This is a genomic window from Novosphingobium sp. BW1, assembly GCF_008107685.1.
In the GTDB taxonomy this organism is placed as follows: Bacteria; Pseudomonadota; Alphaproteobacteria; order Sphingomonadales; family Sphingomonadaceae; genus Novosphingobium.
In genome coordinates this window covers 310,949-334,106 of the sequence record NZ_VIRF01000058.1, presented here as the reverse complement: position 1 = coordinate 334,106, position 23,158 = coordinate 310,949, and the positions used below count along the sequence as shown (strand labels likewise).

Sequence of the window (23,158 nt, the reverse complement as noted above, 5' to 3'; positions counted from 1 at the left end):
CATCATTGGATGTCCTTCGTGTCGGTAGCCGAGGGCTCGTCGCCCAGCGTTGCGTCGAGCCAGGTGCGCAGGTCCGCCCCGGTCTTGTCGGGCAGTTCCAACATTGGGTAGTGGCTGACATCGGGGTAATGGATCACATCGACAGGCGCGTTAGCGAACTGTTTGACCGCGTCATCGGAGAGGTACTTGGGGAGCACCGGGTCGGCATCGCCCCATTGCAGCAGGATCGGCACGCGGATCTGTGCGGCCTCATCGCCCGCGCCCTTAGCCCAGACGGCCTTCTGGTTCGCGGCGTAGTACTGGCGCACGTTGTCGAAGCCGCCGGGAATGTTGTTGGTCTGGTAATACCACTCGACCGTCTCGTCGGTCAGCCGCTCGGGCTTGCCGTAAAGTTCGGAGAGCGAGACGCGGTAGTAGTAGGGCGGGTAGTAGTTTGGCACGAGGTTCTCATGCACCCACACCATCGACCACAGCAGACGACTGAACTCGGGCGGCGGAGGGGCCTTCAGGGGCAGGGTAGAAAGCGCGAGAGCACGTACCTTCTCGGGGTGCTTGGCGGTGTAGAGCGTGGAGATTGTCGACCCGCTCGAGGTGCCTACGAGAACAAAGCTCTCGAGGCCCTTGCGTTCCACGATCTTCTCGAGGAGCTCGACGATGCCGGGCATACCGCGCGAAGGCGTTGTGTCGGTGGAGAGGCCATAGGGTGGCCAGTCGAAGCGGATGATGCGATAGCTGTCCTTGAGCTGGTCGGTCCAGCCGTCCCATTCGCGCAGGTTCGTCATCGAGCTGTGCAGCATGATGACGACCGGGCCGTCGCGAGGGCCTTCGTCGCGCATGTGGATGTTGGCGGTGCCGTATTGCTCGAAGGTGGAAGGGGGCGTCGCCTGCGCGGCCTTGACCTCCTCGTAGGACGGGTTCCACCAGCCCAGGCGCATCGTTAGCAGGACAGCGCCTGCCAGTACGATCACGGCGACCAGCGCAATCGCCAGTCCCTTCAAAAGACCCCTCATCAAATCGTTCCCCCCGGAATTTGTGGTGCGTGAAAATGAAACGGGGCGGGTGCCTGTCCGGCACCCGCCCCGTAAATGTTGTCAGGCCAGTTCCCCGTCGATGAGGGCCGCACATTCGCTGCCCCCGTTCGCGCGGGCTTTTCGCATCGCTCGCCAGGAAAGCGCATAGAGCCCTGCCGAAATCAGCAGGAAGGGCAGGCAGACCCAGGCGATCGACCAGCCCACTTGACTCTCGTCCTGAAGGACGCGCTGGGTGAAAGTCGCCACCAGAAGCGGCCCGAGGCTGGCGCCCAGGATCGTGTTCAGGACCAGCGTTAGCGAGATCGAACTGCCGCGCATCCGCGGAGGCACGACCGACTGGAGCGTTGCGAACATGACCGTGCCGATCACCGAGAACACCGCGTTCGAGGAGGCGACCATGACCGAGGCCACGTGCAGGTCGGTGGAGATAACCGCGAAGATCGAGGGCAGAGCGAAGAACGGCGCCAGCGAGAGGATCGCGAAGCGCGCCATGGTGTTGCCCGAACGCATCGAGCGGTCGAGAAGGGTACCGCCCAGAAGCGGACCGAAGGCCGAGAAGACGATCGAAACCGGGCCAAGGAAGCTCGCCATGAAGCCGGCATCCGCGCCGTAGCTGCGGATCAGCATCGTGGGGGCCCAGGACATCGAGCCGTAGGCCACGGTGAATACCAGTGCAAAGGCCAGGTAAAGCGGCATCAGTATTGCGCGGTTGCGCCAAAGGTACGCCGCTTCCGCAGCGCCAGGAGCACGAGGCACACCCTGCGCAGCCACGTCCTGGCGGGGCGGCTCGCGCGTCAGGAACAGCATCGTCGCGGACACAAGCAGCCCGATGGCGCCGAAGATCACGAAGACCATGCGCCAAGGCACGAGGTGGCCCACAAAGGGCAGCCCATCGAACGAACCGGCGGCGGCCGCAGCGACGAGGAGGCCCGTCACCGAGATGGCGATGCCGTTCGCAAGCCCTTGGCCCATCATGTAGACCGAAATCGGACGCCCGCGCCGTTCGGGCGCAAAGAGATCAGCGATGAGCGAAATCGCGGCCGGGCCGAGGGCAGCTTCGCCGAGGCCGACCATAAGGCGTGCGCCGAACAGCCAACCAAAGCTCTGTGCAAGGCCGCTGCCGATGGTTGCCACGCTCCACAGCGCAATGCCGCCCGCAATCAGGTTGCGACGCGAAATACGGTCGGCGAGGAGGCCCATGGGCAGGCCCATGAAGGCATAGAAGAGGCCGAAGGCAAGACCTTGGAGAAGGCCAATCTGCTCATCGCTGATGCCCAGGTCCCCACGGACCGGGTCCACCAGGATGTTGAGAGCGGCGCGGTCAATGACCGAGAGGATCCCGGCCAGGAACAGCATGCCCACCATGACCCAGCCCTGAGCCGGTGAGGGGCGGGGCGCGGACGCGGTGAAAACCGGAGCCGCAGAAGCGGCTCCGGTCGAAGTCGAGGAAACGGGATCCGTCATGATCAGAGGAGGCCAGCTGCGCGTGCGCGGGTCTTTACGTAATCACCCAGCCAGTCGAGGTTGCGGAAGCGCAGCGTGCCGCGGCCGACTGCAGTCGAGCTATGCGCCATCCCCGCGATCAGGCGGAAACACTTGGCCATGAGGAAGAGTTCCTTGTTGTCCTTTTCTTCCTGGGTGAAGGGACGCACGCTCTCGTAGCCGTTTTCGAAGGCCTCACCGATCTTGGGGTCGAAGCCGTAGAACAGGTTGCCCCAGACGAAGTTCTGGACGTCCTGCATCATGAAGTCTTCGCCCGCCGCGTCGAAGTCGAGCAGCGTGATCTTGCCGTTCTCGTCGACGTGGACGTTGCTGGGGTGGAAATCGCGGTGGCACACGCCCAGTGGAACCTTGCCTGAAGCGGCCAGCTCGTCGAGGCGCTTGTCCAGGTTGGCAGCGATGATCGGATAGTCGCGCAGGTCGTCGGGACGATCGTACACGAAGTCGATCAGCGCAGGCATGCAGATGTTGTAGTCCTTGGCCGTGTCGGTCGAGAACACGTGGTCCTGACCCGCCCAGTCGTTGCCGTGCAGGTGCATCTGCGCCATCGCCGCACCGATGCGGAAAGCGGTTTCCTCGGAGAGACGCTCACCGAACTTCACGCCGTCGGCCCAGTCGTACATCGCGATTGCGCGCTCACCCTCGGGCGAGTTGACCTTGAAGTACAGCGCACCGTCGTGCTGGGGCACCGCGACCGAAGCCGGGAAGCCGATCTGGCGCAGATAGTCGAGGAAGTTCAGCTCGTAGGCGACATCGTCGACGTCGCGGTAGGTCTTGCGCCACACGCGAAGCGCGTACTTTGTCTTCGCGTCCTGAACGAGGTAGACGTCGTTCATGCCGCGATAGAGCAGGAAACAGGTCAGCTCGCCCTCGATCGGGAAGCGGCGGGCCACTTCGCGCGCGATGAAGTCGGGGTGCAGGACCGAGTGCGAGACCTCAGCGGTCGGAAGGTCCGTGTTGATCGAAGAAGTTGCAGAGTTCATTTGCTATACGTTCCGGTGCAATATCGAAAATGTCCCGGTCGAGATCGGGCATTTCCGTGACAGTGCAGCGCTGCATCCGTGCGGCAGCCTTCAGGCTCGGTTCGCGGATCTGTTCGGCAGGCTGCAGAAGTAAGGCGGGCTGTTCGACCATTTCGAGGCGGGCGTAGTCGTACGACCAGACGCCTTTGTATGCCCATGTGAAACGATCCAGAACGTGCGCCTTGTCGGCAAAGTTGAAGACGGCCTTTTCCAGCGGAACCTTGGGGTCACGAGCTCCCACCACGTATTTCCAGAGATTGGAGAGCAGGTCTATGATGACCGTGCCGTCCTCGTCCGGAGTGGGGAAGGTCTCGGCGTAGGCAAGCTTTTCTCGAAGCGTTGCCTCGTCGAACATCGGGATGCCTGTCAGCGCCACCGAACGGACCCGGTCAGGTCGGGCCAGAGCGAGTTCGCAGGCAAGAAGCGTCCCGGTGTGAAACCCGTAGAGATCGACCTTGCCAGTCAGTTCGCCGCTTTCGGCAAGGGCATCGAGCCCATCCGAAAACGCCTGCGCGTAACCTGCCATTCCCGGCGGGGCCGGAGGTGCATCCGACATCCCGTAGCCAGGGGTATCGAATGCGTAGACAAGGCGGTTACGTCCCAGAGCCTCAATCAGTGCCTCGTATTCGTAGGAGGACGATGGGTTCTGGTGCAGGAGAACGACCGGATTGCGATCCGGGGCCGCAGAGCCGCAGCTGCGGTAATGCAGATGGCCGAAGCGGCAGGATGTATATCCACGACGTATCCGGGAGCTCTTATGCATGCAAATCACTGTGCGCGATATCGTTCCCGCTTTGCAAGCGCGCGCAAATTTGTTCGCACAGCGGTGATTTGCGCGTCGGTGCCCTGGCCGGAAGTCCGGATGCAAGAAGGGCCGCTGCGCGGTGCAGCGGCCCTTCGGGGATGCCCCGCCGGCGCAAGGCCGGCAGGGGCGCATGATGCCAGGATCAGAAGTTGTAGCTGGCCTGCAGACCCCAGGTGCGCAGCTCGGGCAGCGCGAGGTTGAGGTAGGCGTAGGACTGGCTCGCCAGCAGGTACGAGGGTTCGAGCAGGTTGTTCTGCGCGATCGAGGTGTACTGCTTGTTGTTGAAGAGGTTTGTGACGAACCCTTCGAGCGTGAAGTCCCCCTTGGTGAAACCGATGCGGGCGTTCACCTGGGCGCGGCCGTTGATCCAGGTCTGGTTGGCCGGATCGACATACTGCTTCGACTTGTAGCTGAGATCGCCGCGGGCGAAGTAGCTGAAGTCGTCCCAGTTGGCCACTTCGCCGGTGTACATGAGTGCGAGGTTGCCCGAGTACTCCGAGGTAAGCGGCAGCGTATTGCCCTTGAAGTCGTCGCCCTCAAAGCCGGTCCGCAGGGTGACGGCGGGGTTGTCGAACGAGCGCACCGAGCTGCCGTTCCAGGCGCCCGAGGCGGTGATCGAGAAGCCGTCGATCGGCTCGGCCATGACGTCGAGCTCAAGGCCGTAGACGTTGCTCTTACCCGAGTTGGCGACACCGCGCACGATCAGTGGCGCGCCATCCGAAGCGAAGATCACGCTGCGGTCGTTGTGCTGGTCCTTCCAGGTCGCGAAGTAGGCCGCCGAAGTGACCACGAGGCGCCCGTTGAGGAAGCTGCCCTTGAAGCCGAGTTCATAGTTGTCGAGCTTTTCAGGCTGCACGATGACGCCCAGGCCGATTGACTCTCCCGCTTCCACTTCGGCCTGCGTGCCGGCGATGAAGCTGGTGTTGAACGAGCTCAGGCTGACGTTAGCCGCCTTCGACCACGAGGCGTAAACCATCATGTCGGGCGTCAGGTCGTAGTTGATAATGACGCGCGGCAGGAAGTTATTGAAGGTCTGGTTGTAGAAGGATTCCAGCGGGGCGAAATTGCCTGCGGGAAGGCCGTAGATCTCGGCCGCATCGGGCGAGATGTTGGTGCCTGCACCGCCCGCGAACGCGTAGATCTTGTCGCGCTGGTAGCGGCCTTCGAGGTTGATCGAGAGCGCGTCCGTGATCTCGTAGCTCAGGCTGCCGAAGATACCGTAGGTGCGCGCCTTCTGCGGAGGCTGGCGGGCGCCGGCGGACGCCGGGATGCCGTACTGCTCAAAGTTCGAGACGCTAACCAGGCCAGGCGTCGCCGACGTGTAGAGGTAGCTGGCACCCAGCATCGCCTGGAGCGGGCCACCATCGTCGAAGGACAGGCGCAGTTCCTGCGAGAAGTCCTTGTTGCGACGTTCCACAAGATAGGGAAACGACCAGTAGGTGCGCAGGCCGTTCGCGGGCGTTGCCGCGAAGTTGGTGAAGGCGCTGCTGTCGTAGTTGTCGAGGTCGGCGAGCTCGGAATAGAACTCGTTGTTGTAGCCGGTGAGCGAGGACACGGTGAGCCCGGTGTCACCCAGTTCGTAGTCCACGTTCATGTGCAGGTGGTAGTATTCGCGGCTGAGGCCGTACCCGTCCACGCCCTTGCCGTGCGAGGTGATGCGGTTGGTGTCATCGCCCAGGATCCCGGCGAGCAGGGCGTCCTCGGGGGTGTTCTGGGCCGGGCTGTAGCGGCTGTCGAGCTTGGGCACCGCGCCGCAGATCCAGGGCAGGCCGGCAAGCATGCAGTTCGACATGTCGGGGATCACGATCTCGCCTGCGTTCGATCCCGAGAAATAGGGAACATTGGGCGAACCGTTGTTGGAACGCACCTCGTAGGCCGAGGCCATGCCCTGCGCCGAGGGGCCGTCCTTGTCGCGGCTGTACATGCCGAAGGCCTTGACGGTGAGTTGCGAGGAGGGCGTGAACTCAAGCTGCAGCGTGCCGATGTCGCTCGACTGGTCGCCGAGCGTCTGGTTCGGGTTTGCACCGTTGGTGTAGGAGCCCGACTTGCTCATCGAGCGGCCGGTCAGGCGAAAGCCCAGGATGCCCGGCACGAGCTGCCCTTCGAGCGAACCCTGCACGTCGAAGTTGTCCCGCGTGCCGACCATCGCGCGCACGTTGCCACCGAAACTGTTGGCGGGCGTCTTGGTGACGACGTTGATGGCACCTGCAAAGGCGTTGCGGCCGAAGTAGGCGTTTTGTGGGCCCTTCAGGATTTCGATGCGTTCCGGGTCGGTGATGCCCATGAGCGCGGTGGCCGAGGCGACCGGCACGCCGTCAATGAAGCTGGCGGTGAGCGTCGAGCTGGTGGTCGAGGGCGTCATGCCGCGCAGCGTGATCTGCTGGAACGAGCGGTCGTTGCGGCCCGAATTGACGTTCGAGACGTTGATGCCGGGCGTGTTGAGCACGACGTCGTTGATCGAGCGGATCCCCTGCTTCTCGATTTGATCGGAGGAAAGGGCGGTAATCGCGATCGGCGTTTCGAGCAGCGATTCCTCGCGCTTGCGCGCGGTCACGACGATCGAGGAGCCGGCCAGGCCCTCCGACCGGGCGGTTTCGGACTGCGCCTGGGCCGGGGCGGCAACGCCCATTCCCAGCAGCGCGCTCACAACCATTATGGATGCGCCCGAAAGCTTGGTCTGAAGTCGAGTGTTCATTAGACTTTCTTCCCCGCTTGTATGTTCTCTCACGCCTCTTCGCGCCGGTCGTTCGAGCCGTGCGCGCCCTCGGACGCGGAGAACTGTTATGTGGGCAAGGCGCCGGTCTGTGCGGCGGATGGTCCAAACCCCCAAGCAGGACCAATCCGCAGCGCCTTGCGGTACCTGCCTCGTCGCTCCCCTTGAGACGACTCATCACTGCAGGTCCACGGACGTCAGGATTGGTTGCAATGGAAAAATAGAAATTACGACTGCGGTGCAGTATTCGCCTGTCGGATGAATTTTGGCGATTGCCCGTGGAGTTTGGACATATGGCTACTTCACTTTGCCAAATGATCCTCACTGGTTCGAAGTTACTTTTGTATTGAAAATAAAACAAAAAAAGAGGCTCCCATCCGGTGATGGGAGCCTCCGAACATGCGAAAATGCGTGGCGTAGCAAAAATGTCACGCCATCAGGTCAATGTCGCACCAGTGCCCTCCGTAGTGGCCATGCGGGCCGCCGCGAGCTTGTCCTCATCCAGATCGTAGGCCCACAGGAAGAGGCCGTTGATACCGAACATGATCGCGGGGATCACTGCGAAGCCCAAGGTCAAGGCCAGAATGGCGCTCTCGGGCTGCTCGACAATCTTGCCGCCAGTGGTCGGAACGTAGTGCAGCGCCTCCAGAAAGATGCCCAGGACCGCGACGCCAAGCGCGTAGCTGACTTTCTCGATGACGGCGATGGCGCTGGCGAGAAGACCCTCGCGGGCCTCGCCGGTGACGAGGCGGTCATAGGACTGCGTGTCGCCCAGCATCGAGATCGCCATGAGGATGATCGCGCCCGAACCCACGCCGCCAAAGGCACCGCGAATGATGATACCGGTGTTGGTGATGGTATTGTCTGCAAAGAGCCAGCTCAGCGTCACCAGGCAGAAGATGATGACGCCCATGAGGTAGGTCTGGCGCTTGCCCATGGTGCGCCCCGTACGCACCCAGAGCGGCATTGCGCAGGCCGTCGCGATGTTCTGCGTGATTGCAAAGACTATGAGGCCCGAGTAGCCCACGCCCAAAACGTTGAGCATGTAGAGTGCCATGGTCGAGGCGACCGAGGCAAAGGAGAGGAACTGGAAGACCTTGGCGCCCAGCAGCATCATGAAGGGGCGGTTGCGCGCGATTGCGCGGATTTCCTTCAGGCCCGGCAGGTGGGTGCCGGTGCTCGATTCCTTGTGCTTCTGCGTCGGCATCGAGAGCGCGGTTGCGGTCATCGCGCCGCCGATAATGAGTGCCATGACAAGGCCCATCGTCGCAAAGCCGGATCGGTCGCCGCCACCAGCTTCGATCAGCCAGCCGGTGCCCGCCAGCGCCAGCAATTGACCGATGGAGACGAACACGGTGCGGAAGCTGATGAGGCGGGTGCGTTCATGGAAGCCCTCGGTCAGTTCGGCCGGAAGCGCCATGTAGGGCACGTTGAAGAGCGAATACGCCAGCGAGTAGATGAGCAGGCCTGCGCTCATCCAGATGATAAGCCAGGTGTCCGTCAGGACCGGCGGGGCAAAGAGCATCAGGAACGCGATGACGGAAAAGAGGGCGCCCGCGGCCAGGAACGGCTTGCGGCGGCCCCAGCGTGTGCGGGCCCTGTCCGAGAGCGAGCCCACGGCAAGGTCGATGACCGCGTCGGCGAGTTTCGATATCATCAGGAGATAGCCCGCGATCTGGGGCGACTGCCCCAGTACCGTTGACATCATGAGCGGGAAATAGGTCGAGACGGCGTTGAGCATGATCGACACGCCGATGGTGCCGACGCTGAAGCCCAGGCACAGCTTCGTGCTGAGCCTGGGGTGGTCGGTCTCGCCCTGCTGTGCAGGTGCAGAAGTTGTCATGTGTGCGCTTCTCCAAGGAACGCGCCGATCGCGTCGGCCTTTGCGGCGGGCGACCCCGCCGTCGACACGGCTTTGCCGTTGTCGAGCAATTCAAGTGCTCTGGTCACCGACTCGTTGAGCAGCGCCAGTTCGGTTTCGGGTTTGAGCAGGAGCGTAGGCGCCGCGACCAAGCCCATGCGTTCGAACGCCTTGTAACGGAACGCGGCAATGTAGGGCTTTGGGTAGGTGTCGAGCGTCTTGAGAACATCAAGTGTGATGCGGTGCAGAACCTGCGGCGGCGGCATGCCGACTGCGAGGCGCCGTTCCGGCTCCTTCATGAAATGCGGGAAGAACAGTGCCTGGTCCCGGCAGAAGTTGAAGGCCCAGATAAGGTGGCGGCCGTATTCGTCGGGTTCGACAACGGGGGCGTAGTTGGCGATCACTGCCTCGCGCAGGTCGTCGGGGTACTCGGTGATGCCGTCAAGAACGAGCTTGCGCACCCGGGCTGGGTAGGCCGCGGCCAGTTCGCAGGCGATGCGCGCGCCGGTGTGGGTGCCGTAGGCATCAACCTTTTCGTAGCCAAGAGCCGCGCACAGGCGCTCCATGGAGCCTGCGAAATAGGCGATATCGGGCTCTTCGGGGGTGGGCGCGACGCTGTCGCCGTTACCCAGGGTGTCGGGCGCGATGATCTCGCCAAGACAACCGGCTTTGCGCAGCGCATGCATCAGATCCTGCATGAACCAGGACGATGCGGGCGAGGCGTGGAGCAGCAGGACCGGCACTTCGCCCGCGCGTGCGGCGGGCAGGCGGCGCAAGTGGAGCTGGCCTTCCTCGAGGCGCACGAATGCGCGTTCGATTTCGGTGGCAGGCGTGCTTTCCGAAGCAGGGGGCGTATGTGTCATGATCAAAGCCTATCCTCGGTGCGATCAAAGCCGAGCCCATCTGGGGCGCAATAACCGGCAGGCGGACAAGATCATCCGAACAGGGGTACGGCAAGGGGGGTCAATAGGCATGCTTGGGTCATGGCGATACCAACATATACAGACGCCGAACTTCTTGCCTGGCTCGAGAAGTCCGGCCCGATGAACATGGCGCGCGCCGTGGAGATCATGGAGCGTCACGACCTGGAAGGCTTGGTCTTGGGCGAGCCGGTCAACGTCTTCCACGCCCTTGGCCACTGGCCCCAGATCGGTCGTACCCGCATGGCGCAGCCGCCGGGCACGTTCGCGGTGATTACCCGTGCGAAGCCCGAGGAATTCGGTCTGGTCACCAGTCGCTTCCTCCACCATTACACCTGGGCTGACGGGCGCGACCGCAGCGACGTGCACTGCTGGCTTTATACCACGCTGGGCGACGAGGGCGATGAAACTCTTTCGGTCGTCCCGCCTGGTCCCGTCCTTCCGCAGCGCGAAAGCGCCCCGCTCACTCAGGTCGAAGACCATCGTGCACGTACGTCCGAGCGTGAGGCCGGCGCCAACACCGCCGCCGGCGACGCGGGCGCGGCGATCGTTGCCGCGATGCGGGGAATGGGCCTGTGGCAGGGCCGTGTCGGCTTCGACCACAGCGTTATTGCCGAAGTTGCCGCGCGCCACGACCACCCGGGCGCCCTGGTCCAAGCCGACAACATCCTGCGCGAGATCCGCCTCATCAAGTCGCCGCTCGAACAGGCTTTGATGGCGCGCGCTGCGAAGGCCAACGTCGATGCGCTGAACGCTGTCGGGCAGGCCGTCCGTGCGGGCGCGGTTCATCACGAACTCATGGCGCTGTTCCGTCTCGAGGCCGCCAAGCGGGGCAACGGGGCGGTATTCCTCAACGTCGACCGTGTTTCGTCCGACCTCTCGCGCGCGACCATTGCCGACGGCCAGACCCTCATGATCGACGGCGTCAGCCAGTTCATGGGCTACCACGGTGACTTCGCGCGGACCGTCTTCGTGGGGGACCCGACCCGCGAGGCGGAAGCGGCCGCCAGGGCTTCGGCCTTTGGGTGGCAGGCCGTGCGCGAAAAGCTGCGCCCAGGCATGCGCTTCTCCGAGATCGTCCAAACCGGCGAAGAGGCACTCAAGGCGGCAGGCCATACCGCGCTCGTCGGCTTCGGTCCGCACAGCTGCGGTCTGGCCCATACCGACGAGCCCGGCGAAGTCCATGGCGGCTTCTGGCGAAAGCCCGACATCATTCTGCAGCCCGGCATGATCCTGTCGGTTGACTGCCCCACTCTCGACACCGGCATCGGTGGCTCGGCCCATTGCGAGGACCTTGTCCTGATCACCGAAGACGGTTGCGAACCCATCCATCCCTTACACGAACCGGTGATTGTCGTATGACCAGACCTTTCATCTTGTCCGCCGCGATTGCGGATCCGGAACTGGCCGTTCCTGAAACGGCCGCCACGTATCTTGCTGCGGCTGACGAGGCAGGGCTCGACCTGTTGCTCTTCGGCGAGGCCGGTGGCCGCCCGTTCGACGCGCAGGTCCTCGTCGCCTGGGCCGCGCCGCGTTCGCAGCGCGTCGGCCTCGTCGCGACCGTGCCTGCTTCGAACGCGCACCCCTTCCACGTGGCCCGCGCGCTCTCGGCGGTCGACTTCCTGAGCGGCGGCCGCACGGGCTGGTCGGTCATTCCCGAAGGTGCCGCAGAAGGCACCGCCGAGGACATGGTGGGCGCGGCGCGCTCGCTGTGGGACGGTTGGGGCAGTGACACGCTGATCCTCGATAAGGCTTCGGGTCGTTACCTCGATGCCAGCAAGGTCAAGGCCTCTAACTATGAAGGTCCCTTCTTCAAGGTGACCGGTCCCGTCAACGCGATGCGTCCGCTGCTCGGCCAGCCCGTGCTGGTGCTGGACGATGCTGCGCCGATCGCGATCAAGGACGCCGACATCGCGCTTGTCTCCGAGGCGACGGCCGACGCCGGTGCGACCAAGAGCCTGCTCAAGGTCACGCTCGACACCAAGGTCGAGGACGTCGCTGCACTCTTCGCTGACGGCAAGATCGAGGGCGTGCACATGAGCCTGTCGGATCCGCTTGCCGAGCTGCCCAAGCTGGCCGCGCTCTTCGCTGAGCAGGTCGCCGCCAATCCGGGCGGTGAGGGCGACCTGCGCGCGCGCCTCGGCCTGCCGCTTGCGTCCACTGCCTCGAACCAGCCTGACGGCGCCAAGATCCCGGAGATCGCATAATGAGCAAGCAAATCCACCTCTGGGCGTTCCTTCAGGGCATCGGCTTCTACCCAACCGGTTGGATGCACGAGCGTGCGCGCCCCGAAGGCGTGTTCTCGATGGACTACTACAGCTACGTCGCAAGGCTGGCCGAAAAGGGCCGCTTCGACGCCATCGTCTTCGGTGACCAGCTGCAGTCGCGCGGTGCAGGCGGGCGCACGCCCGAGCGCATGGCGATGCCCACGCTCGACCCGATGACGCTGCTGACCGCGATGGCTGCGGTGACCGACCACGTTGGTCTGGTCGCGACCATCTCGACCACCTTCAACACGCCCGAGATGCTGGCGGAACGCTTCGGCACTATGGAGCGTATCACCGGCGGTCGTGCAGGTTGGAACATCGTGACCTCGGTCCACCCCGATACGGCCGGCAACTTTGGTCTCGACGAGATGCCGCCCAAGGAAACGCGTTACAGCAACGCCGCTGACGTTGTCGACAAGGCCTGCGAACTGTGGGCCGCCATGGACCGTGCCGGACCGCACCTCAACCAGGGCCGTCCGGTCCTCGTCCAGGCCGGTCAGTCGCCCGCGGGCCGCGAGTTCGCCGCACGTACGGCCGAGGCCATTTTCTGCCCCGCGCCCTCGATCGAGGCGGGTATCGACTTCCGCAACGACATGCGCAGCCGCATTTCGGGCGTGGGCCGCAACCCCGATGGGACGCGCGTCATGCCGGGTCTGTCCTGCGTCCTTGGTGGCACCGAGGCAGAGGCCAGGGCGAACCACAAGGCGATCATGGACATGGCAAGCGTTGAGCTGGCCATCGAATACCTCTCGGAATCGCTGTGCTGCGACCTCACTTCGTTCGATCCCAACGCCAAGCTGCCGGTCGAAGCGATCCTGGAAAAGACCCTGCTTCCCACCGCCGACGTGGGCCGCATGGTCACGCCCGCCGGTGAGAAAGGCACGAGCCTTCGCGACTTCGCGATGAACTTCATGCTGAACCCGCGGGGCCACAACGTCTTCATCGGCACGCCCGAGCAGATGGCCGACATGATGATCGAATGGCGCGATGCCGGTGCGTGCGATGGCTTCACACTGCAGCCTAGCTACATGCCGGGCGGCCTTGAGGACTTCGTCGAGGGCGTCATTCCGATCCTTCAGCAGAAAGGCCGCTACCGCACCGAGTACCCGGGCACCACGCTGCGCTCGACGCTGGGCCTTCCGGCCTACGAACGGACCGAAGCGTGAAGACGGGACGCCTGATCTTCGGCGCGCTCGGCGCGGCCGCACTCCTTGCGGGGGGCAGCGTCGCTGCCCTTCGCATGGGGGCGGGTGAACCCGATCCGGCCGAGCTCGAGGCAAAGTGGGTCGATGGCCCCTCGCGCTTTGTAGAGGTTGACGGCGTGCGCATGCACGTACGCGAGGAAGGCCCCGCGGATGCCCCGGTCGTCGTCCTCCTGCACGGTTCGATCGTGAATCTGCACGAGTGGGACGATGTTGCGCCGATATTGGCACAGAGCTTCCGCGTCGTGCGCTTCGACTGGTCGCCTTACGGGATGACCGGGGTCGACCCGAGCGGTGTATATTCGACACCCCGTTCGGCCGAACTCATGGACAAGCTGATGAAGCAGCTGGGGCATGACAAGTTCGCGGTCGTGGCGACGTCGAACGGCGCCAACGTCGGGCTCGAATTCAACCGCGCCTATCCTGGCCACACCACGGCCATGGCCTTTTCGATCCTTCCGCTCGAGCGTCCCAGCCAGACCCGCAAGGTCGACTGGCGTCTCAAGTGGATGCTCCAGTTCCACAATGCGGTGCTTCCCAACTGGCGCTCCCACGCATTCTGGCGCCTTATGCTCGAAGACACGACGCCGCCCGGTTTCGAGCCGACCGAGCGCATGGTCGACCAGATCTATGACATGAATAACCGGCCCGGCGCGCTCGCGCGGCAGGCCCAGTATATCCAGGCCAACGTCAAGCTGTTCCAGACGCAGGATGTGGGCGCTGTTGCCGAAGCAGTGACCGTGCCCGTGCTCATCCAGTGGTGCACCTACGACGACGTGATTTCGCAAGGGGCCAACGCCTCTGTCGACCGCTTCACCAACACCAAGGTGAAGATGATCGAATACCCGGACCTCGGTCACTTCCCCATGTGGGAAAACCCGGAGAAGTTCGGCGGCGATCTCAAAGCCTGGCTCGAGACGGCATCGGCCCAGCGCAAAGCGGAGCCCGAGCCTGAGGATACGGCACAGGAGGCCGGCCCCACCGCCTGATCGGCACCCGCGCGCTCAGTTCCGAGCGTCGGATACAATCCGCACTGGTCCAGCATGGTGCGTAGTCACGCCATAGGCCGGGTGCCACGTACTTTGGAGTTTTCTCTTATAATGTCAGCTGTTGAGCGTTGCGAAGTCGCAATCGCCGGCGCCGGTCCTGTCGGCACCGTCATGGCGACCCTTTTGGCCAAGGCCGGCGTGTCCGTCGTCCTGATCGAGGCCGGTCCGGACTGCGCGCAGGATCTGCGCGCCTCCACCTTCCATCCCCCGACGCTCGAGATGCTCGACGAGATAGGCATCACCTCGATGCTGCTCGAGCGCGGTCTCAAGGCGCCGCTGTTCCATTGGCGCGACCGCGCTTCGGGTGAGGCGATCGAGTTCGATCTCTCCGAGATCTCGGACGTGACGCGCTATCCGTTCCGCATCCAGTGCGAGCAGTATCACCTCAGCCGCGCGCTGGCTGATGGTCTGGACGGCTATACGAACGCGGACGTGCGCTTCAACAGCCGCCTGCTTCATGTCGCCCAGGACGAGACCGGCGTCGACCTCTCGGTCGAGACCATGACCGGCATCGACCGCATCCGCGCAGACTATCTGATCGGTGCCGACGGCGCGAATTCGGTCGTGCGCAAGTGGCTGGGCATCGAATTCGATGGCTTCACCTATCCTGAGCGCTTCCTGACGCTCTCGACCAAGGTGGAACTGGCTGACTACCTGCCCAACCTTGCCTACGTGAACTACGTCAGCGATCCCAAGGAATGGCTGGTCCTGCTGCGCGTTCCTTCGGTGTGGCGTGTCCTGGTCCCGGTCAACGGGCTGGTCGATGAGAACCAGCTGCGTTCCGAAGAAAACAAGAACGCTATCTTCGAGCGCCTGATCGGGCGCGGCGCAGATGTCGAGACCGAGCACCGTACGCTCTACCGTGTGCACCAGCGCGTTGCGAAGTCGTTCCGCGAGGGCCGCATCATGCTGATCGGCGATGCCGCGCACCTCAACAACCCGCTTGGCGGCTTCGGCATGAACTCGGGCATCCATGACGCCTTCAACCTGTTCGAAAAGCTCGAGCCGGTGCTCAAGGGCAAGGCGGCGGCCGATGCGAACCTATCGCTGTTCGACCGTCAGCGCCGCGAGGTGACCCACACCTTCACGCAGACGCAGACCAAGGCTAACATGTCGATGATCAACGGGGCCAAGGAAGACGGCCACGAGGAGCGTCGCCGCAACCTTCAGGCCATCCGCAACGACGACGACAGGCGCCGGGCCTACATGCTGCGCCAGTCGATGTACCAGAGCCTCAAGCAGGCTTCCGAAATCGTCTGAGCCGGACGCTGCGAGGCGTTCGAACAGATCACAAGCGGGGCGCAGGACCAGATCGGTTCTGCGCCCTGTTTTGATTGGAACCCCTGTTTTTTTCAGGAAATTTCGGACGCTAATGTTCGCGTATCGGACATAGCCGCGATGCCGCTCCGAGAGGGGCAGCTTGGTTGCACACTCCTCCTCGAACCCGCGATGCAACAGACGGGCGAGGAGAAGCGTGTGACGAGTGAAACGCAGATGGCCGCCGATGCGGCCTTGCCCGTGAGCGAGCCGCCGATGTCCGTGGCGGTGCGCCTGCCCGGGTCCACCTGGAAGATCCGGTTCGGCTCGGCGATGATCCCCATGGGCCATGCTGCGGGTCAGAACCTCGTTACCGTCCTTGGGCTTCGTTTCATGACGGACAGCCTAGCGATCTCTGCGGGTGCGGCGGGCCTCATGTTCGCGCTTATGAAGATCTACGACGGGATCACCGATCCGGCGGTCGGGGCCTGGAGCGACCGCGCCCAGACACGCTGGGGGCGTCGTCTCCCGTTCCTGTTCGCCGGTGGCCTTACGATGCCGGTAGGGCTCGCGCTTCTGTTCGGGGCGCCTGACTTCGGTTCGATCCTGCTGGCCCAGGCCTTCGTTCTCCTGGCCCTGATGATCCACGCGACGGGCTACACGCTGCTCACCATTCCCGGCTTCGCGATGCTGGTGGAGAGCTCCACCGATCCCAAAGAGCGCACCCGGCTCATGGCCTGGCGTACCTATGGTAACGCGGTGGGTACGCTGCTCGGCTCCACGCTTCCCGCCTGGATCCTCGGCGCGCTCGGCCCGTCGCGCGAGAGCCATCTGCTGGTGGCTCTTGCCGTAGGCGCGGTGGTCTTTACTGCGACCCTGATCGCGGTCTGGCTGCTGCGCGAGGCGCCGCGTACCACGCCGCGCCCGGCCGATCTCGCCAAGGCGCCGCACCCACTGAACAGCCTCATCCATCAGGTGCGTCTTGCCTGGCAGAACGTGCCGTTTCGCATCCTCGCCATTGCCCATGTCTTCCTGCTCTTTGGAACGGCCATCGGTTCGGCGGGGCTGGCCTATTTTACCCGCACTTTCCTCGACCTCCCGGACTCCGCGCTCGGCACCTACTTCGCCATGGCGACCGGCGCGATGCTGGTGGGCATGACGCCCTGGGTCTGGCTCTCCAACCGCATTGGCAAGAAAGAGAGCTATATTGCCGCTCTCGCCATGTTTGCCGCCGTACAGCTGAGCTGGCTGCTTGCAGGACCGGGGGAGAGCATGATCCTGGTGAGCGCGCGCGGTATTCTGAGCGGCCTTGCCGGGGGGGGCATGATCCTGTGCGCTTATTCGCTTCTGTCCGATGCGGTTCGCTATGACTTCATCACCAGTGGCGAGCGGCGGGAAGGGACTTTTGCCGGGTTCACCACGCTCTTCGACAAGCTTTCGTCCGCCGCGGCCCTTGCCGCGATGGGTGGGTTCCTTAGTGCCATGGGCTACATCTCGTCTTCGAGCGGGGAGGCTGCGGCTCAGAGCGACAGCGCACGGCTTGCCATTCTCCTATGCGAATCCGCCATTCCCGCCGCCGCGATGCTCGCGGCTATCATTGCCATGCTGTTCTACCGTCTCGATCCAGCCATGCTGGAGGCGCTGGAGACGGGCCGTATCAAGAAGGAATCCTGAGCCATGTCCGGTCACGAAATCGAACTTGTCGGGCTTGTCGCCCCGTACCGCGTGTCCGAGGCCAGCGAGGCGCCCTCCGCTTACGACGCGAGCTTTGTGGCCGAAGCGGCGAAGGGCTACGAAGCGGCCGGATATGACCGAGTGCTGGTCGGCCAGAACGCGCGCTCGGCCGACAGTCTGGTCACCGCGACCTGGGTGGCGGCCGCGACCACGCGGCTTAAGCTGATGGTGGCGCACCGTCCCGGCTTCATCGCCCCAACCATGGCCGCGCGCGCCTTTGCGACGCTCGACCAGTTTTCCGGTGGGCGCGCGGGCGTGCATATCATCACCGCCTTCTCGGATATCGAGACGCGCTGCGACGGCGACTACCATACCAAGGAGGAACGTTACCGCCGCTCGAACGAATACGTGCGCATCCTGCGCCGGATCTGGGCGGGAGAAACGCCGTGCAACCATGAGGGTGATTGGTACCGTTTCGATGAGGCGGGCAGCGAGGTGCATCCGGTGAATGGCACAGTCCCGGTGTTCTGGGCGGGCAATTCGGAACTGGCGTTGAAATTCGGGTCCGAACTTGCCGATGTCTATGCCTTCGGGCCCGGTAGCGTAGCGCAAGTGGGCGCGCAGGTCGCGCGGGTGCGTACCGAAGCGGCGAAGCACGGGCGCAATCCGCGCTGCTCGATGTCGATGCGCCTCGTCGTCGCGGATACTGACCAAGCCGCGTGGGAGCGCGCGACGCAGATCCTGCGCGCGGTCGAGGCGCGCCAGGCCGCGCATGGCCTGCTTGGCCGTGATCTGGGCAAGGCGGCGCAGGACACGGCAAAGGGCGCAGCGGAGGCCGATGCGGCCTCGGAGGATCCATGCCTGTGGACAGGGCTTACCAAGGCGACACAGGGGCGCCTTCAGGTCATGTGCCTGGTCGGCTCGCCCGCAACGCTGGTCCAGGCGCTGTTGCGCTATCGCGAGGTCGGGATCGATAATTTCCTCGTCACCGGGTTCGATTGGCTGTCCGATGCGCACCGCATCGGGACCGAGATCGGCCCGGAACTGCGACGCCTTGCCGACGCGATCTAGGCCGGTCGCCTAGAGCCCAGACAAAAAAGCCCGGCGGTCGTCCCGCCGGGCCTTTTTCGTAGCCTGATGGGGAAGGGGAAGCCTGCCCCTTCGCCCGGTCAAGGCTGGGCGATCTCGTGGATCGTTGCCTCGAAGCCTTCCGAGGTTTGCGCCTGGGCCGCTTCGTCGGCGTCCTTCAATTGCAGGTAGAACAGGCGCTGCATGAAGTCCTGACGGCGTGCTTCGCGCTCATCCAGGGCCTCCTGGTCGAGCTCGAGAGCCTCGATGCCCGCGGCAAGGTCAAGTCCATTGGCCTTGGCCACACGTTCGGCGCTGTCGAGACGGTCGCGCACGACCGAAAGCTCGCTGGCGAGGACCATGATCATCGACATCGCGGCATCGACGCCCGGAGTCTCGTAGAACTCGGGGCGCTTGCCCTTGGCGTGGCGAATGACATGCGGGCGCTCTTGGGTGGTGTTGTCCATCGTAGTATCTGTCCTTGCTTGCGCCTCAGGCCGCGATGGCCTGCTTTTCGCCCTTCTTGGCGATGAGCACTTCCCAGCCACCGCCGGGTGCGAATTCGCCTGCGGTGAAATCACGCTCGGCGACGTGCTCGGAAGATTCCTGGCTGTAGCCCGACGCAGCTGCGGCGAACTCCATGACCGCCATCGGGGCGGTGTCGAAGCGCACGGAGTCGCGGTCGAAGCCGGCCTTTTCGGCAAGACCGATCTGGTCCATGTCGCGCATCGCGCCCCAGAACGGCTCGTTGTTGTACCAGGTCTCATTGTCGAGGATGAACTGGGTGAAGGGGTCCATCAGGTCGAAAGGCGGCAGGTCGGCGTGGATCATCAGGCCGCCGGGCTTGAGCACGCGGAAGGCTTCGTTGAACACGCGCGGCATCGCTTTGCCGCTGGTCTCGTGGAGCAGGATGTGGCTGACGACGAGATCGAATTCTTCGTCGCCAAAGGTGGTTTCCTCGGCGTTCATCTGCGCGAAGTTGACGTCAAGGCCCATGCCCGCTGCACGTGCATGCGCATAGCGGATGCACGGTCCGCCGACGTCGATGCCCCAGACTTCGGCTTCGGGGAACAGTTCCTTGTAGGGCAGCGTGGAGTGACCGACCGTGCAGCCCATGTCGAGAATGCGCTTGGGCTTGAAGTCGGGCATGTTGCGCTTGAGGTAGTTCACTACCGAGCGGCCCATGTCGTCGTTGTTGGGACCTGTGTAGCCCATCGAGTAGAGGTACACGCCGCGGTCGTAGAGCGCGCCCACCGAAACGTCATCCTCGGTGACTTCCGAGCAGTAGCCGCCGGGCATGCAGTGGATGTCGAGCGCGGTGACGTAGCGGGGGGGCTCGAAGCCTTCGGGAATGACCAGCTCGCCCTTGTTGGTCGCGGACAGCTCCTTGGCCTTCTCGATAAGGTCGGGCAGTTGGCGGTCGATCGAAACGTTGACCGATTCCCACAGCAGTTCCTGCGCCGTGCGGTTTGCCATGGCGTAGTGCTGGAAGTAGAGGTCGTGGATCATGACCGACCGGATGTCGCGGCGGTTCTCCGGCGGACGGCCGTTGGCCTTCTCGAACGCCTTGGACACTCGGGTCTCGTAGATCGGGCTCAGCCCGGGCAGGAGAGTGGACTGGATGAAGCCCTTGAAGCTCTTGGCGAACTCTTCGCGGGAAGCCTCATCCGCCGTCGCCTTGGGCAGAATCGGATGGTCGGCTTGCTGAAAGGTATTGAGCATGATGCGACTCCTCTGTTCATCGGGCTCTTGCGGTTTTCTTGCGGACGGTGCGTGGAACGGCATAGTCGCCCCAATCCGCTATCCGCTTGGCGATCATGCAATCCTATCGCGATGCGCTGGATCAAGGAAAGCACAAAAAGTATAAGTCTAGATCAATTGAAGGGGCCGATTCCGGTCTCGCCCGATTTCTCGAGCCCCCTGAAGGGAACCATACCATGGACGATATGAAATTCAGCCGTCGCCAGAGCCTGGGAATGGCCGGACTTGGCGCGGGTCTCGCCTCGGGTCTCATTGCCGCGCCCTCGCTTGCACAGGCCGAGACCGGCGCCAAGGGTCCGAGCCCCAAGACCCCGGCCTTCAAGACGAAGATTGATTTCAAGGATCCGGAGTGGAACCGCGACACCTACGTGCGCATCGACGCCGACATCGATCCCACCAGGGAGAAGGTGGGTTGGCTCAAGGGCAAGGTCTATGGCGTGCGTCCGAATGAGCCGGTGCGCCAGCTCTTCATCAACGAGGGCTTCAGCGTCGTGCGCTCGGTCCGCCAGGAGGATGGCTCCTACCGCCGCCTGCTGCGCGAGATCGTGTTCTACCGCGACATCGAGACCGGCAAGCTGATCGACACCTGGTACAATCCCTATACCGACGAGACCGTCGATGTCGTGCCGATCGCCAACGACCCGTTCAACTTCACGATCAGCCAGTGGGCACCCGAGCCGCCGTCCTATGGTGGACTCAACAAGGACAAGCCTCCCCGCAAGCCTTTCCTGATGGAATGGGAAGAGGGCCCCAACGACACACTGATCCTGCGTACGGACATCGACATGATGTACCCCAACGGTCTGACGCCCGACAAGTGGGTGCGCGAATCTTCGGGGCCGTTCAACCGCGTGTCGGAGCACTTCATCTACACGGTGAATCGCAAGGACGTGGTGAACCCCAATGTCACACACATCCAGCACGTGGGCGCTTGGAGCCGGGTGACCCCGTGGCTGCCCTGGATGCTCATGGGGCAGGCCGACGGTCACATCAACTACTTCAATAATTTCACCACCGCAGAAGACGGCATTGCGGGTCTGCCCGACGATCTCGTTGCGGCAGCCCGCAACATGGGTGAGAAGTGGCTGCATGCGCCCGAGAGCGATTATGGTCCCTCGCTTTCGAGCATCGAGAACTACATCACCGATCACGAGCCCGCGCCGGTACCCGAAGGTTGGGAGCCCCCCAAAGCGCCCGCCGCGCCGCAGCCGCTGCAGCGGGGTGGCCAATAACGCCTACAGCCTGATGGCATCGTAAACCGGAAAGGGTCGGGACTTCTGCTCCCGGCCTTTTTTGTACGCTCACAGTGTTTTGCGGGCGATAGTTACCAAAGAAAAGCGGCCCCGCCCACATTCGGAGAGGCCGCTTTCCTTTTGTTAGTTACGTAAGCCTCTGGATCAGAAGCCGAGCGCCCCCGGGTTCATCAGGCCCTTGGGGTCAAGCTCGGTCTTGATCGCGCCGAGCAGCGACTTGGCCTCGGCCGAGAGGCGCTGCTGGTAGGGGTAGGCGCGGCCCAGCTGGAAGTGCCCGGCAGCATGCTTTTGGAAGGTCGCAACGATGGCTTCCTTGAGTTCGTCGGCCAGTGCGCTCGCCTCCGGGTTCGCGCCGAATTGGGTCTGCTGCGAGAGGTATTCCTCGCCCAGCGTGGTCGTGTGGTAAGCGGTCCGGTCCTCGGGCCAGTAGAGCGCGACTTCATAGAGGAAGCCGGTCGAGCCGACGGGCGAGAACATCGTACCGATCCAGATGCCCAGCTTGTCCATCTTCGCCTGATAGCTCTTGATGAGGGCCTTGAAGCTTGTGTCGAAGGCGACCGCTTCGTCGTGGGCGAGGACGCCATGGATCGGGACCCAACGTTCGCCGCCGGGGCCAAGCACGTTGAAGAGCGGTGCGAAGGGCACCGAGTGAACAAAGGTCGGGATCGAGTTCGCGATCTCGCGGCCCAGGCCGTCGAGCAGGCGACGCAGCTGCTTGGCCTTGAGCGCGGCCTCGTCGTCGTCCGCGCCTTCGACAATGAAGTGGCACATGTAGGCGCCGGCGCGCATCGGGTTCTCACCGGCGAATGCCATCTTCACGAGCTGGGCGACGCCCTTGAGCTTGTTGGGAGCCTTGCGCAGGATGTCCGCAGCAATCTTGATGCGCGCGCCCATGCCTTCCTGGCGGCCGATCTGGCCTTGCGAGAGGGCAAGGTCGAGCCCAAAGTGGCTGTCATCCAGGCGTGCGGCTGCGGCCTTGCGCGAGGCGGCGTGGTAGTCGGCAAAGCTGTCGAAGGCGAAGCTCAGGCATTCGAACTTGGGAAGTACGGGCAGGAGCGGCAGGCGAACGCGCGCCTTGATGCCGAACACGCCGCAGTCGCCGGTGAACAGGCCGGTGAGGTCGGGGCCGTAGAAGCGGGTCGCCTTCGACGAACTGGTCGAAAGGAGAGCACCGCTGGCCAGAACCACGTCCATCGAGACCACCGACTGGGCCGAAATGCCGTGGATCGTTGTACCGTGGCTCAGTGTGTTCTGGCTGACGCTGCCGCCGACTGTCGCTGCGATGCCGGAGAAGGGACCCCAGAACGGGGTGCGCAAGCCCTTGGCGTCGAGCGCGGTCTTGAGGTTCGCCCAGGTGACGCCTGCGCCGCAGGTCACGATGGCGTTGCGCTCATCAATCTCGATGGCGTCGATCGCGCCGGTATCGAACAGCACGTGGCCACCTTCCTGGCGCACGTAGCCGTCGGTGTAGGACGCGCCGCCGCCGCGTGGGACCATCGCGATGCCCGCGTCGCCGCACAGCTTGACGGCATCCTGCAGGAGCTCGACCGTCGCGGGGCGCACCACCGCCAGCGGCTTTTCTCCGGTGCGGTAGACGTCGTTGGCGAAGTATTCGAGCTTCTCGCCGGTGCTGATGACGGCATCCGGGCCGAGCGCCTTTTCCAGAGCGCCGATGATCGTCGTGTCGTTTGCCGTGCTTGCCATGCGGTCTCTCTTTAAAGGAACGAAAATTTCGACCAACATGCTTGGCCCGACGGCCGCATGTGGGCGAGGGC

18 protein-coding genes are annotated in these 23,158 nt (G+C 63.7%); 8 read left to right on the top strand and 10 right to left on the bottom strand.

What is annotated here, in order from left to right; genetic code table 11:
- Positions 1-2: 2 nt before the first annotated feature.
- The 7 genes from FMM79_RS06575 to FMM79_RS06545 form a co-directional block, all read right to left on the bottom strand.
- The gene (locus FMM79_RS06575) at positions 3-1,010 is read right to left on the bottom strand and encodes an alpha/beta fold hydrolase (protein ID WP_148626709.1); all 1,008 of its coding nucleotides are present in this window, start codon (positions 1,008-1,010) and stop codon (positions 3-5) included.
- An 81-nt stretch (positions 1,011-1,091) separates the two neighbouring features.
- Entirely contained in the window at positions 1,092-2,495 is a 1,404-nt protein-coding gene (locus tag FMM79_RS06570) for an MFS transporter (protein WP_148626708.1), read from the bottom strand.
- A 2-nt stretch (positions 2,496-2,497) separates the two neighbouring features.
- A complete protein-coding gene (locus FMM79_RS06565) occupies positions 2,498-3,514 on the bottom strand; it encodes a phosphotransferase enzyme family protein (RefSeq protein ID WP_148626707.1) in 1,017 nt (338 codons plus the stop codon).
- Positions 3,468-4,316: an alpha/beta fold hydrolase gene (locus FMM79_RS06560; protein WP_148626706.1), complete on the bottom strand. Its 849-nt coding sequence runs from the start codon at positions 4,314-4,316 to the stop codon at positions 3,468-3,470. The genes FMM79_RS06565 and FMM79_RS06560 overlap by 47 nt, the downstream gene beginning before the upstream one ends.
- A 184-nt stretch (positions 4,317-4,500) precedes the next feature.
- Positions 4,501-7,053, bottom strand: a complete 2,553-nt coding sequence (locus tag FMM79_RS06555; RefSeq protein ID WP_148626705.1) for a TonB-dependent receptor — start codon at positions 7,051-7,053, stop codon at positions 4,501-4,503.
- Positions 7,054-7,507: 454 nt separating this feature from the next.
- Positions 7,508-8,914, bottom strand: a complete 1,407-nt coding sequence (locus FMM79_RS06550) for an MFS transporter (RefSeq protein WP_148626704.1) — start codon at positions 8,912-8,914, stop codon at positions 7,508-7,510.
- On the bottom strand, positions 8,911-9,795 hold the full coding sequence (locus FMM79_RS06545) for an alpha/beta fold hydrolase (RefSeq protein ID WP_148626703.1): 885 nt from the start codon (positions 9,793-9,795) through the stop codon (positions 8,911-8,913). The genes FMM79_RS06550 and FMM79_RS06545 overlap by 4 nt, the downstream gene beginning before the upstream one ends.
- Positions 9,796-9,915: 120 nt before the next feature.
- On the opposite strand from FMM79_RS06545, the gene FMM79_RS06540 reads away from it, so the two are divergent.
- The 7 genes from FMM79_RS06540 to FMM79_RS06510 all read left to right on the top strand — a co-directional run bounded on the left by FMM79_RS06540 (position 9,916) and on the right by FMM79_RS06510 (position 18,372).
- Entirely contained in the window at positions 9,916-11,214 is a 1,299-nt protein-coding gene (locus FMM79_RS06540; protein WP_148626702.1) for a Xaa-Pro peptidase family protein, read from the top strand.
- On the top strand, positions 11,211-12,059 hold the full coding sequence (locus FMM79_RS06535) for an LLM class flavin-dependent oxidoreductase (protein ID WP_148626701.1): 849 nt from the start codon (positions 11,211-11,213) through the stop codon (positions 12,057-12,059). Before FMM79_RS06540 ends, FMM79_RS06535 begins: the two co-directional genes overlap by 4 nt.
- A complete protein-coding gene (locus FMM79_RS06530; RefSeq protein ID WP_240339021.1) occupies positions 12,059-13,285 on the top strand; it encodes an LLM class flavin-dependent oxidoreductase in 1,227 nt (408 codons plus the stop codon). Before FMM79_RS06535 ends, FMM79_RS06530 begins: the two co-directional genes overlap by 1 nt.
- Positions 13,282-14,310, top strand: a complete 1,029-nt coding sequence (locus FMM79_RS06525; RefSeq protein ID WP_148626699.1) for an alpha/beta fold hydrolase — start codon at positions 13,282-13,284, stop codon at positions 14,308-14,310. The genes FMM79_RS06530 and FMM79_RS06525 overlap by 4 nt, the downstream gene beginning before the upstream one ends.
- A 111-nt stretch (positions 14,311-14,421) precedes the next feature.
- Entirely contained in the window at positions 14,422-15,630 is a 1,209-nt protein-coding gene (locus tag FMM79_RS06520; protein ID WP_148626698.1) for an NAD(P)/FAD-dependent oxidoreductase, read from the top strand.
- A 216-nt stretch (positions 15,631-15,846) separates the two neighbouring features.
- Positions 15,847-17,301, top strand: coding sequence for an MFS transporter (locus FMM79_RS06515; RefSeq protein WP_240339020.1), 1,455 nt, complete (start codon positions 15,847-15,849; stop codon positions 17,299-17,301).
- Between the two features lie 3 nt (positions 17,302-17,304).
- Entirely contained in the window at positions 17,305-18,372 is a 1,068-nt protein-coding gene (locus FMM79_RS06510) for an LLM class flavin-dependent oxidoreductase (RefSeq protein WP_148626697.1), read from the top strand.
- 98 nt (positions 18,373-18,470) lie between these two features.
- On the opposite strand, the gene FMM79_RS06505 is transcribed toward FMM79_RS06510, so the two are convergent.
- Both FMM79_RS06505 and FMM79_RS06500 read right to left on the bottom strand, forming a co-directional pair.
- Positions 18,471-18,836, bottom strand: a complete 366-nt coding sequence (locus tag FMM79_RS06505; RefSeq protein WP_148626696.1) for a hypothetical protein — start codon at positions 18,834-18,836, stop codon at positions 18,471-18,473.
- A 25-nt stretch (positions 18,837-18,861) separates the two neighbouring features.
- Positions 18,862-20,091: a class I SAM-dependent methyltransferase gene (locus FMM79_RS06500; protein ID WP_148626695.1), complete on the bottom strand. Its 1,230-nt coding sequence runs from the start codon at positions 20,089-20,091 to the stop codon at positions 18,862-18,864.
- A gap of 215 nt (positions 20,092-20,306) precedes the next feature.
- On the opposite strand from FMM79_RS06500, the gene FMM79_RS06495 reads away from it, so the two are divergent.
- Positions 20,307-21,362, top strand: coding sequence for a DUF1838 family protein (locus FMM79_RS06495; RefSeq protein ID WP_148626694.1), 1,056 nt, complete (start codon positions 20,307-20,309; stop codon positions 21,360-21,362).
- A gap of 165 nt (positions 21,363-21,527) precedes the next feature.
- Here the strand turns inward: FMM79_RS06495 and FMM79_RS06490 are convergent, their stop codons facing one another.
- A complete protein-coding gene (locus FMM79_RS06490) occupies positions 21,528-23,087 on the bottom strand; it encodes an FAD-binding oxidoreductase (RefSeq protein ID WP_148626693.1) in 1,560 nt (519 codons plus the stop codon).
- Between the last annotated feature and the right edge of the window lie 71 nt (positions 23,088-23,158).